10 protein-coding genes are annotated in these 11,643 nt (G+C 54.5%); 8 read left to right on the forward strand and 2 right to left on the reverse strand.

The window, feature by feature from the left end; translation table 11 throughout:
- From hmgA to ACILRN_RS12125, 5 genes are all read left to right on the forward strand, one after another.
- Positions 1-1,131, forward strand: a 1,131-nt coding sequence (hmgA, locus tag ACILRN_RS12105) for a homogentisate 1,2-dioxygenase (RefSeq protein ID WP_395688626.1), incomplete at its 5' end; no start/stop codon positions are given.
- Positions 1,128-2,138: a fumarylacetoacetate hydrolase family protein gene (locus ACILRN_RS12110; RefSeq protein ID WP_395688628.1), complete on the forward strand. Its 1,011-nt coding sequence runs from the start codon at positions 1,128-1,130 to the stop codon at positions 2,136-2,138. The genes hmgA and ACILRN_RS12110, both read left to right, overlap by 4 nt.
- Entirely contained in the window at positions 2,131-3,081 is a 951-nt protein-coding gene (locus tag ACILRN_RS12115) for an MBL fold metallo-hydrolase (RefSeq protein WP_395688630.1), read from the forward strand. The genes ACILRN_RS12110 and ACILRN_RS12115 overlap by 8 nt, the downstream gene beginning before the upstream one ends.
- 10 nt (positions 3,082-3,091) lie before the next feature.
- Complete coding sequence (locus ACILRN_RS12120; protein WP_395688632.1) at positions 3,092-4,699, forward strand: FAD-dependent oxidoreductase; 1,608 nt, start codon at positions 3,092-3,094, stop codon at positions 4,697-4,699.
- Positions 4,696-4,908 carry a DUF2783 domain-containing protein gene (locus ACILRN_RS12125; protein WP_395688634.1) on the forward strand — a complete coding sequence of 71 codons (213 nt, stop codon included), beginning with the start codon at positions 4,696-4,698 and terminating at the stop codon, positions 4,906-4,908. The genes ACILRN_RS12120 and ACILRN_RS12125 overlap by 4 nt, the downstream gene beginning before the upstream one ends.
- A 64-nt stretch (positions 4,909-4,972) precedes the next feature.
- Here ACILRN_RS12125 and ACILRN_RS12130 read toward each other — a convergent pair whose 3' ends face one another.
- The gene (locus ACILRN_RS12130; RefSeq protein WP_395688636.1) at positions 4,973-5,761 is read right to left on the reverse strand and encodes an SDR family NAD(P)-dependent oxidoreductase; all 789 of its coding nucleotides are present in this window, start codon (positions 5,759-5,761) and stop codon (positions 4,973-4,975) included.
- Positions 5,762-5,801: 40 nt separating this feature from the next.
- Positions 5,802-7,187: an aminotransferase gene (locus tag ACILRN_RS12135; protein WP_395688638.1), complete on the reverse strand. Its 1,386-nt coding sequence runs from the start codon at positions 7,185-7,187 to the stop codon at positions 5,802-5,804.
- Positions 7,188-7,619: 432 nt separating this feature from the next.
- Between ACILRN_RS12135 and ACILRN_RS12140 the strand changes: the two genes are divergently transcribed.
- The 3 genes from ACILRN_RS12140 to ACILRN_RS12150 all read left to right on the forward strand — a co-directional run bounded on the left by ACILRN_RS12140 (position 7,620) and on the right by ACILRN_RS12150 (position 11,417).
- Positions 7,620-9,110 carry an aldehyde dehydrogenase gene (locus tag ACILRN_RS12140; protein ID WP_395688640.1) on the forward strand — a complete coding sequence of 497 codons (1,491 nt, stop codon included), beginning with the start codon at positions 7,620-7,622 and terminating at the stop codon, positions 9,108-9,110.
- Positions 9,111-9,192: 82 nt separating this feature from the next.
- Positions 9,193-10,098, forward strand: a complete 906-nt coding sequence (locus ACILRN_RS12145) for a LysR family transcriptional regulator (RefSeq protein ID WP_395688642.1) — start codon at positions 9,193-9,195, stop codon at positions 10,096-10,098.
- 155 nt (positions 10,099-10,253) lie between these two features.
- Positions 10,254-11,417 carry an extracellular solute-binding protein gene (locus tag ACILRN_RS12150; protein WP_395688644.1) on the forward strand — a complete coding sequence of 388 codons (1,164 nt, stop codon included), beginning with the start codon at positions 10,254-10,256 and terminating at the stop codon, positions 11,415-11,417.
- Positions 11,418-11,643 lie beyond the last annotated feature (226 nt).

Raw genomic sequence — 11,643 nt, forward strand, 5'->3', positions numbered from 1 at the left:
TGGCTATACCGTATGCGCCCCAGTGTTCGCCACACGTCTCGCTTTGCCGACGCGACACTTGCATTCTGGAAGACAGCCCCCTGTCTTGATCAGCATCAGCTCCCGATTGGGCCTCTCCGCTGGAATCCGCCGGAACAGCCTGAGGGTAAGCTGAGCTTTCTGTCCGGACTTCGCACTATGACGACGGCAGGTGATGTCCATACTCAGGTTGGAATGTCGGCTGGCATTTACTTCGTGAATGTCTCCATGGTGGACGACTACTTCTATAATGCTGATGGCGAGATCCTGGTTGTGCCACAGCAGGGAATTCTCTGCTTTTTCACAGAACTTGGTCGAATCACAGTAAGGCCCGGTGAGATCTGCGTCATGCCGCGTGGCATGAAGTTCAAGGTCGAACTCGTGGAAGGCCCTGCACGAGGCTATTATTGCGAAAATTACGGTGCTAAATTCACATTGCCGGGACGTGGGCCAATTGGAGCAAACTGCCTTGCAAACCCTCGTGACTTCAAAACTCCCGTCGCTGCCTATGAAGACAAGGAGACGACTTGCCGGGTCTGGGTCAAGTGGTGTGGAAAGTTCTATATGTGCCAAATCGGGCATTCTCCGCTCGACGTCGTCGGCTGGCACGGAAACTATGCGCCATACAAATACGACCTACGTACCTTCTCACCTGTTGGCGCCCTACTCTTCGATCACCCGGATCCTTCAATCTTTACGGTCATGACCGCTCCCTCGGGTGAAGAGGGCACCGCCAATGTCGATTTCGTTATCTTTCCGGAGCGCTGGATGGTTGCCGAGCATTCATTCCGACCGCCCTGGTACCACCTTAACATCATGTCTGAATTCATGGGACTGATCTATGGGCGCTATGATGCCAAGCTGGATGGCTTCGTGCCTGGGGGTATGAGCCTCCATAATTGCATGCTCCCTCATGGGCCCGACCTTCATGCTTTCACGAAGGCGTCGACGGAAGACCTCAAGCCCCACAAACTGACCGACACGCTCGCCTTCATGTTCGAGACGCGCTATCCACAGCATCTCACTGCCTACGCGGCCTCTCTTCAGTCTCTCCAGCCTGACTACGACAAATGCTGGGATGGCCTCGACCGGAAGTTTACGGGCAGGCCATGAAGCTCGCATCCATAAAGTCTGGACGTGATGGAAGACTTCTTGTGGTGTCGCGAGACCTTAAACGGGCACTCCCAGCGACCACTGTAGCGGCGACGCTCCAGCAGGCGCTGGATAACTGGAAGGAGATCGCCCCAAGACTTGCAGATCTCGCTGAACAAGTCGAACAGGGCTCTGTTCAAACTGTCCGTTTCGATGAGTACGAGTGCCTGTCGCCATTGCCCCGCGCCTTCCAGTGGGTTGATGGGTCAGCCTTTTTGAATCACGTCGAACTTGTCCGCAAAGCCCGTAATGCCGATATGCCACCCAGCTTCTGGACTGATCCTTTGATGTACCAGGGGGGATCGGATTCATTCCTTGCACCGCACGATCCGATCCTGATCCCTGACGAAGAATTTGGGATCGACATGGAAGGCGAGGTCGCGGTGATTACTGGCGATGTTCCGATGGGGATAACGGCAGCCGATGCCCGGTCATGCATCAGGCTTGTGTTGCTGGTAAATGATGTCAGCCTCCGGAATCTTATTCCTTCTGAGCTGGCCAAGGGGTTTGGCTTCCTCCAGTCCAAGCCCTCATCTGCGTTCTCACCTGTTGCTGTGACACCAGACGAACTTGGCGAAGCGTGGGACGGTGGCCGGCTGCACCTGCCTCTCAATGTCGATCTGAACGGCAACCCTTTCGGCCGTGCCAACGCCGGCGTGGACATGACCTTCGACTTTCCAACTCTCATTGCCCATGCAGCCAGAACCCGTCCCCTTGAAGCTGGTTCCATTGTTGGCTCCGGTACGGTCTCGAACAAGGATCAGGCCGGAGGTCCCGGACGACCCGTGGATGAGGGGGGCTTGGGTTATTCCTGCATTGCCGAGCTCCGGATGATTGAAACCATCAGGTCAGGATCCCCGAGTACACCCTTTATGAAGTTTGGCGACCGTGTACGCATCGAAATGAAAGACAAAAATGGACACTCGATCTTCGGTGCAATCGAGCAGGAGATAAGAAAACATGGCTAAGAACTTTGCATCTCGTGGAGACATGAAGGACAAGAAGATCAGCTTTACCGAGATCGGAGCTGATCTCTACGCCTTTACTGCAGAAGGGGACCCCAATACCGGAGTCATCATCGGCGATGACGCCGTCATGGTGATTGACGCTCAGGCAACGCCCGTCATGGCAAAGCAGGTGGTCGAGAGGATCCGCACTGTCACCGACAAACCAATCAAGTATGTCGTTCTCTCGCATTACCACGCTGTGCGTGTCTTAGGCGCATCTGGTTACGAAGCGCAGCAGATTATCGCGTCCGCGACGTGCCGCGCAATGATTCACGAGCGTGGCCAGGAAGACTGGGACTCCGAGCTCGGTCGCTTTCCGCGCCTGTTTCAGGCTGCCGACTCGATTCCTGGGCTGACCTGGCCAACCATGACGTTTGAAAGAAAGATGACCCTGTTCATGGGCAAGCGCAGAGTCGATCTGATGCATCTTGGCCGCGCGCACACGGCAGGTGACATTGTCGCCTGGGTGCCAGATGCTGGTGTCATGTTCACCGGAGATATCGTTGAATATCATTCTGCCTGCTATTGTGGGGATGCTCATTTTTCCGATTGGTCTGGAACGCTAGATGCTATTTCAGGCTATTCTCCCCATGCGATTGCTCCTGGCCGCGGCGATGCCCTGATCGGACAGGAGACGGTTGGCAAAGCCATTGAGAGCACCCGCGACTTTGTCTTGTCTACATACAGGTCTGTTGCACGCGTGGCAGCGCGCGGCGGCTCATTGAAGGAGGCTTGGGATGCCTGCCGGGCAGCTTGTGATGGTAAATTCTCGTCCTATGCAATCTACGAACACTGTCTGCCGTTCAACGTTACCCGTGCTTATGATGAAGCGTTGGGCATAGATACACCGCGCATCTGGACTGCAGAGCGGGACCGAGACATGTGGACCAGACTGCAAGGATAGTGATGGCGTCATGGCACGTATCTTCGAGACGCCGCTTTATCCCTATGTGCGCTCCGCTGACCAGGATGCGCAAGGATCCGTAAGGCACTCTGTGATTATAGTGGGAGCAGGCCCCGTCGGGCTCACTGCAGCAATCGACATGGCCCTCAATGGTGTTGAAGTTATTGTTCTTGACGAGAACGACAAGGTTTCCTGGGGATCCCGAGCCATCTGTTTTGCAAAGCGCCAGCTTGAGATCCTTGACCGCCTTGGTTGTGGCCAGCCGATAGTTGAAAAGGGAGTGATCTGGAATCTCGGTAAGGTCTTCTTTAGGGACCGCAAGGTGTATGAATTCAATCTTCTTCCCGAGTCAGGCCATAAGCGGCCTGCTTTCATCAATATCCCGCAGTATCAGCTAGAAAAACATCTTTTGGATCGCATTTTTGACCTGCAGCAACAGGGGCGGAAGATTGAAGTGCGTGGGCGAAACAGGGTCACGCAGGTATACAATGCCGAAAATCATGTAGTCATCACAGTTGATACGCCGGACGGAAGCTATAACGTAGAAGCTGACTGGCTCATTGCATGCGACGGCGCCACCTCGCCGATCCGCTCCATGATGGATCTTGATTTTGTAGGGCGGGTATTTGAGGATAATTTTCTTATTGCCGATGTCACCATGGATGCCGATTTTCCGACAGAACGGTGGTTCTGGTTTGATCCGCCTTTCAATAAGGGGCAGTCGGCCCTCCTCCACAAGCAGCCTGACCGCGTCTGGCGAATTGATCTTCAGCTTGGATGGAACATTGACAAGGAACTTGAAAAAACGCCTGAGCGCGTGATGTCCAGACTGAAATCGATGCTTGGCGAGTCTGTGAAGCTCGAACTGGAATGGGTCTCCATTTATACCTTCCAGTGTCGGCGCATGGAAAAATTCCGACATGGCCGGGTTTTGTTTGCTGGTGATGCAGCACATCAGGTCTCTCCTTTTGGTGCGCGCGGTGCAAACTCCGGCCTCCAGGATGTCGATAATCTTGTATGGAAACTCAAGTTGGTGATAGACGGAAAGGCTCCGCAGACGCTGCTCGACAGCTATGACCTCGAGCGCATACGAGCTGCCGACGAGAATATCCTGAATTCCAGCCGCTCGACAGACTTCATCACGCCCAAATCGGAAGCCAGCCGACTGTTCAGGGATGCCATACTTGACCTTTCGGAATACTATCCATTTGCCAGGCCACTGGTGAATTCAGGTCGACTTTCCTTGCCCTGCATCTATGACCAATCTCCACTCAATGGGCCTGATCATCATCACATGCCTATTCGAACCCGGCCCGGATCTCCAGCGGCTGATGCACCTATGAAAGAAGGCTGGCTGCTGGACAGACTGGATGGCCACTTCCAGCTCCTTGCCATTGGAATCGATGTTCCAATGAGCATTGATGTTGGCGGCGTGTTGGTGCACGCCCTCATTATCACGGATGTGTCCAACGAATTGCAAGAGCGCTACCTTGGCAGTCTCGCTCAGGGCATCTACCTGATCCGGCCCGACCAGCATGTGGCCGCCCGCTGGGAGGCATTCGATGAGCAAGCCGTCAAAAAAGCCGTTCAACAGGCAATGGGAGTCATCGCGGTATGAACAAGCTCATCATAACGCCGAACATTCCAGGCCCGGATGATTTCTATGAAGAGTTGCTTAGGCTTCACGAAGGTTGCGATGCGGCCGTGAGTAATGCCATCAATGCGCGCCTCATTTTGATCCTTGCCAATCATATTGGGGATCGTCAGATTCTCCGAGAAGCGTTTGAAGCTGCGAAGCAAAAGCCAGAAAAGAAGCTTTACGACTGAGCTGACCTGATTTGAATCAGTCCGAGTCTTGCTTGGGACGCTGACTTTTCATCACCTCGCCGCATCAGTTTGCCAGATATCCACCATCGACTGCTATGCTGCATCCCGTGACGTAGCTCGAGAGATCGGATGCAAGAAAAATGACTGCTCCCACGAGATCTTCAGGTTTGCCAAATCTCGCCATTGGAATACGTGCCATCAACCGCTCGCGACGGACGGAGTCCTCCCGAGAAGAGCGTGTCATCTCGGTCTCGATCACGCCAGGTGCTATGGCATTCACCCGGATGCCATCAGCTGCAAGCTCATAGGCCAGCGCCTTCGTCAGCATCTGGGCAGCTGCCTTTGAGGTTGAATAGGCAATTGAACCAGGGGAGGCATTGAAGGCAGCAATTGATGTAATATTGATCACCGATCCCCTGTTTTTCTTCAAACCATCCATCCAGGCAAGGGTCGTGTTGCGGATTCCATCAAGGTTGACTCGCATGGCGCGTTCCCAGTGAAAGTCGCGATCGCTACTCTCGAAGGTGTGCCGCGGACGTATGCCTGCGTTATTCACGAGAATATCGAATCCAGCCTGATTAAAGCCTGTTTCTTTGGCCAGCCGAAGGCATTGTTCTGGATCAGACACATCAAGAATGGCGCTGCTGCATTCCAGACCTTGCAGTCGCATTTCTCTTACGCGTGCCTCGAGGGCTTCTTCGTCTACATCAAGAAGAACGACGTATGCACCATGTTTAGCCATGCCCAGGGCTATCGCAGCACCATTGCCATGTGCTGCGCCGGTGACCAAGGCTGTCTTGCCTGCAAGCAGTGTGGTAATGTTCATTGCATCAATTGCCGGTACATTGAACATTTCTTGTGAGCATCTGTCTGTCTAAAGCATTCGTTCCGGATCATCCGCGTACCCAGTCCAGTGTTTCGTCGAGAACTGCTGCAGTTATGTCGAGTATCTCGTCGATCTCTTCCTCATTGATGATCAGCGGAGGTGAGAAGGCCAGTATATCCCCCTGAATTGCGCGCAAGATCAGTCCCCGGTCGAATGCCCGCCGGAGAAAAAATGCTCCAACCCCCTTCTCGGGAGGAAATGGCTTGCGTTGGGCGGGGTCCTCGGCCAGTTCAATCGCACCGATGAGTCCGATCCCCCGCACCTCGCCGACAAGTGGATGGGACACAAATCGGCGCAGTCCTGCCTGAAGATGGGGGCCGACACGCCGAACATGGTCCATTATCCCATCTGCGCGGTAGATCCTCAGGGTTTCAAGGGCTACTGCAGCGGCCATCGGGTGGCCGCTGTAGGTATAGCCATGTCCAAAATATCCAACCTTGTCGCTGCCTTTCCGCAGTCCGGCGCAGATGCGTTCATTCAGATACAACGCAGAAATTGGTGCGTAGGCCGATGACAGCATCTTGGCGACAGTGATGATGTCTGGCTTCAGGTCAAAGACCTGTGTTCCAAAAGGCTCACCTAGCCGGCCGAAACCGGATATCACCTCATCGGCAATAAATAAGATGTCATTCTTCTTCAGAATTTCCTGCACGCGCGGGAAATAGTCAGGTGGCGGAATCATGACGCCGCCACCGCCGATCACGGGTTCAGCAATGAAAGCCGCAATAGTCTCCGGCCCCTCCCGTGCGATAGCTTGCTCGATTTCGTCAATGAGCCTGTCGGAGTATGATTGAGGCGTCTCTCGTGGATGTGCGTATTGATAGAAATGTGGACAGCTGACCCTGATGATCGCGCCTATTGGGAGATCAAACAGTGTCTTGCCAGCCATGATCCCTGATAACGCGGATGCTGCGGCGGTGGTCCCATGATAACCCTTGTCCCGAGCGATGAACTTCTTCTTTTCCGGTCTTCCAATCGCATTGTTGTAGTAATGAACGATCTTGTAGGCGGCATCATTTGATTCTGAGCCTGAGTTGGCAAAGAGGAGCCGCTCCATGGGCACAGGTGACCACGCCATCATCTCCTCAACAAGTTCTGTGACAATACGCGGAACACGGCCGTTGAAAGAGTGATAGTATGGTAATTCCAGCATTTGTCTGTAAGCCGCATCCGCAAGCCGCTTCTCTGAGAAGCCAAGTCCGGCGCACCAGAGGCCAGACATTCCTTCGATGAAGGATCGGCCAGACTCATCGAAAATCCGGACCCTTTCGCCCTTTGTAATTACCAAAGGTCCATCGTTTTCAACTTGTCGGATGCTTGTGTAAGGGTGAAGATGATGATCCGAATCAACCCGGCTGGCCTTGCTGCGGTTCGTCAATCCTCTACACTCCACCTAATCCGCGGGCTGCCGCTGACCCTTTGCACAGGAGCTTCCCCGATGATGATTCTGAATCTGCGGGAATTACAACCATCGGACATCACCGCATAAATCAGAACCAAAGGATATCGAGCGGCGTATGGGCCTCATAACGAAAAAAAATACACATCTTGATGTCGGAAAATGATGCCTGATCTGACGCCCTGTTTGAGATACGAGTGGGGATATGAATATCTGAATCAAATTAATCGGAAGGTCGCTGAACTTGGTTCACGCCGAGTTCCGAGTGTCAATCGTTGAGCTTGGAATCAAAATGTTCACGCTCATGCAAATGACATCTGTACTTCGAAGAAGTGGCTGTTAGGTGTGTTTAGTCCGTCCGTTGTTTTTGAAGTTTTGCAGTGCCGTTTGCTATGTCGTGATTGATTCTGTGTCGAAGGGGGCTACATGGGCTCGAGACCAAGGTTCCAGATGGTGGTGGATAACCAGTTCGTTGACTCTTTATCCGGCAGGTGGTTTGCCACCGATAATCCGTTCAGCGGGTTGCCCTGGGCGGATGTAGCCGCTGGTAGTCCAGATGATGTCGACCGTGCAGTAACTTCGGCTCATCGGGCGTTTCGCGGTCCTGACTGGGCTGAAATGACAGCGTCTGATCGGGGTGTATTGCTCAATCGCCTGGCGGATCTTGTGGCGGCCCATGCCGAAGAACTCGCAGTTGCCGAGGTTCGGGACAATGGCAAGCTGCTGGCGGAGATGCGGGGTCAGATGGCCTACATGCCCCGCTGGTACCGCTATTATGGCGGCCTGGCTGACAAGGTTGAAGGCGCCGTATTGCCCTCCGACAAGAAGAAGATGGTGAGTTTGACGCGGCTCGAACCGCTTGGGGTCGTAGCTGCTATCGTTCCATGGAACTCGCCCCTGCTGCTTGCTGCGTGGAAACTTGCACCGGCTCTTGCAGCTGGCAACACGGTGGTTGTCAAGCCATCAGAGTTCACGTCCACTTCCATTTCTGTCTTCATGCATCTTGTGGCCAAGGCCGGTTTTCCGCCTGGCGTTGTGAATGTCGTGACCGGATCCGGACCTGAGGTCGGTTCAGCCCTGGTCAACCATCCGCTGGTGCGGGCGGTGGCATTCACCGGTGGTGAGGCAGCAGGCGTGAAAATCGCAGAAAGCGCGGCGCGGCGTATCGTACCTGTTACGCTCGAGCTTGGCGGCAAGAGCGCAAACATTATCTTTCCGGACGCCGATATCACACGCGCTGTAAATGGGGTCATAAGCGGGATATTTGCCGCAAGTGGGCAAACTTGCGTTGCCGGGTCCCGCCTTCTGGTTCACAGTGCAATAGCCGAGGAGGTTGTCTCAAAGGTTGTCGAACTGGCCCGCCTTGCCCGGCTGGGCGACCCCATGCTGGCAGAAACGCAGGTTGGCCCGGTTACAACCAAGCAGCAACTCGAGAAGATACTGGCACATATCGCTGCCGCAAAGTCAGCGGGCGCACGCTGTATACTGGGCGGATCCCGTGCAAGTTCCCTGGGCTGTGGCAACGGCTGGTTTGTAGAACCTACAATCTTCACTGATGTCACCCGGCACATGCGTCTTGCCAGAGAGGAGGTTTTCGGACCGGTGCTTGCCGTCATGGAGTTTTCTGATGAACAACAGGCCATTTCGATTGCCAATGATACGGAATATGGTCTGGCGGCAGGAGTTTGGACACGTGACTTGAACCAGGCGCATCGTGTAGCCCAGGCGGTTGAAGCGGGCTCTGTATGGATCAACACCTATCGCACATCTGCGCCGATGGCACCGTTTGGGGGATACAAGCGATCCGGACTGGGTCGCGAGGGGGGAGCAGCCGCAATTCTGCAATTCCTTCAGGCAAAGTCGATCTGGATCGACTTAGGCGAGGAGGGGCCGCCGCCCTTTGTGATGAAGCTCTGAATTACGCGGCAGAAATCTCTTGGCGTTGGCTTTTCTGGCGCATAGTCTGCCCATATCCTGAAGTGCAGGTAAAGAGTGTTACATGACGCTGAAACAGCTCGAAGCACTTTATTGGTCTAGCGTCCTTGGCAGCTTTGCGTTGGCTGCCGACCGCCTGTTCATGACTCAATCAGCCCTGTCGAAGCGTATTCAGGAACTCGAAGCCGAAGTGGGTGTCCAACTCTTTGACAGATCTGGCTCGCGGGCCCGCATCACTGAGGTTGGCCAGGAGGTCTTTGCAAAGGCTGAACACATATTGAGGCTTCGGGACGAACTCTTAGTGTCGGCACGTGGACCTCGGCGCGTAAAGGGTACATGCCGGTTTGGCATAAGCGAACTGATGGCGATGCAGTGGCTCCCACAGCTCGTGTCTGAGGTCCGCACCGATTACCCGGAGGTTATAGTCGAGCCCCATGTCGCACTGACCCAGGAATTGCTTGATGACGTCGAGCGAGGTGAATCGGATTTTGCGATTTGCCCTGGCAGCTCTCAGGATCCGGAAATCGTATCTGAGCCGATTTCGCATGTCGAGCTGTACTGGGTTGGATCACCAAGCCTCTTTAGAAAAAAGGATATCGTGACGCTCGAGAGTATTCAGTCGCATCCGATCGTCTCCATGTCATCACAGGCCGGAAGCACCATGCTGCTCCAGAGCTTTGCCCAGGAGCACGGATTGAAGTTCAGGCGTATCCTCGCATCCAACAGCCCTGATGCGGTAGCGGCTGTCACGATTGCGGGCCTTGGTATTGCCCTTCTTGCAGGGCCATATGTCGAGCGCTTCATCCGCGAGGGCAAGCTATGCCGTCTTCAGGTCGAAGAGCGGCTAAGGGTTCCAAAATTGCCTTACTATGTGCATTGGCGGGCGGATAACAGTCGAATACTGGCGCGGGCGGTAAGGGATATTGCCCTTCGGCTTTGCAAAGGTGAGGGTGGTTCCATCAGTCACTGAAGTAGCAGTTCCTATTCATTTTGGGACATGCCCAGCATCAAAATTATTCGCTTTTTTTGGACTCACCTGCTCTTTAGCTGTTCGTGTGGTTCAATGGGCGTTGTCGGAAGCCACGGCGGGCGCCCGCAAACATCCGCGGCAAATGGAGGAAGTTCATGAACAGGAAGCTTACGACGACGCAGGAAACCATGCGAGCCGCGGCAATGACCCGGCGCTCGCTGCTCAAGTCTGCATCCGCCTTGGGTGCCATCGGCCTGACATCACCACTTTTCGTAAAAAACGCGCTCTCGTCCTCGGGTGAGCTTAATTTGCTGATGTGGTCAGATGAATATCCGGGAGACGTCATTCCAAACTTTGAAAAAGCGACCGGCATCAAGGTCAACCAGACCCCCTTCTCGCAGAACGAGGAACAGATCAACAAGCTCCAGGCAACTGGGGGCGAAGGCTTTGATTTGTGTTCGCCAACCCTGAACCGGGCTCCTCAATACAAGGACATTGCCGTTCTTGCACCTTTCGACATGAACAAGCTCAAGAACACGAGCAATATCCTGCCATCGATGCTCCAGGGCGCAGAAAGCTTGTGGAAATGGGAAGATGGCTTGAACTGGCTGCCCCATTGCTGGGGTTCGGAGGCGATCTCGTGGCGTACGGACCTGTGGAAAGGCGATCCCAAGGAGCTGAGCTATGGCTCACTCTGGGCCGATGATGTGAAGGGGCATACGCAGGGCCGTGGTCACTCCTTCCTGCTCGGTATCGGGCTGTGGTGGGATGCAAGCGGAAAGATGCCAACCAACAGGATGCTTGATGGGTACAAGGATGAGGAAAGCTTCAAAAAGGTATGGGATCCCATCCTCGCCTTTGCCATTGAACACAAGAGCTGGGTAAAGCAGTTCTGGGACTCAGCCGACAACACCAAGTCGGGACTGATGGAGAACGACGTGTGGATCGGCCAGACTTGGGATGGTCCTGCCTTGTCGCTCAAGAAGGAAGGCAAGCCCGTGTCCTATCAGGCACCAAAGGAGGGAGCGATTACCTGGGTGGATGGCGTAGCGCTGATCAAGGCGGCAAAGAACGTCGACCAGGCCTATGAGTTCCTGAATTATCTGCACACCCCGGAAGTGTCCGCGATGGTGGCGGAGGGCTCGGGCTACAATCCTGTCGTGACAGGCGCCGATGCACTGCTCTCGGAGGCTGCGAAGAAGAACTTCCAGGAGGCCTATCCGGGTGATTCTCTGAAGAACCTGTGGCCATGGCCCGCTGAACCGACTTGGTACACCGAAATCCGCAGTCAGTACGTGGATCAGTTCAAGGCCGCGTAATCCTCCGTGGTCTTCTTTGGGCCAGCCCGTTGATGAAGTCAGGGGCTGGCCCGTTTTTATTGGTGGCTTGCAGTAATCATCTGCTGCGCCAGGCGGATATGGCTGGTATCCAAAATCGAGGTGATCGGCATGAGCGCCGGCGTTGAGCTCGATCATGTTACGGTAAAGTTCGGACAGTTCACGGCGGTGGACGATGCGACGCTTGATATCCGGGGTGGGGAGTTCT

It is taken from the genome of Aestuariivirga sp. (assembly GCF_044238155.1).
Classification (GTDB): Bacteria; Pseudomonadota; Alphaproteobacteria; order Rhizobiales; family Aestuariivirgaceae; genus Aestuariivirga.

Coding starts and splice junctions, on each gene's coding strand:
- ACILRN_RS12145 (WP_395688642.1), top strand. CDS start 9,193: ATGACGCTGAAACAGCTCGAAGCACTTTATTGGTCTAGCGTCCTTGGC.
- ACILRN_RS12125 (WP_395688634.1), top strand. CDS start 4,696: ATGAACAAGCTCATCATAACGCCGAACATTCCAGGCCCGGATGATTTC.
- ACILRN_RS12110 (WP_395688628.1), top strand. CDS start 1,128: ATGAAGCTCGCATCCATAAAGTCTGGACGTGATGGAAGACTTCTTGTG.
- ACILRN_RS12150 (WP_395688644.1), top strand. CDS start 10,254: ATGAACAGGAAGCTTACGACGACGCAGGAAACCATGCGAGCCGCGGCA.
- ACILRN_RS12140 (WP_395688640.1), top strand. CDS start 7,620: ATGGGCTCGAGACCAAGGTTCCAGATGGTGGTGGATAACCAGTTCGTT.
- ACILRN_RS12130 (WP_395688636.1), bottom strand. CDS start 5,761: ATGTTCAATGTACCGGCAATTGATGCAATGAACATTACCACACTGCTT.
- ACILRN_RS12115 (WP_395688630.1), top strand. CDS start 2,131: ATGGCTAAGAACTTTGCATCTCGTGGAGACATGAAGGACAAGAAGATC.
- ACILRN_RS12120 (WP_395688632.1), top strand. CDS start 3,092: ATGGCACGTATCTTCGAGACGCCGCTTTATCCCTATGTGCGCTCCGCT.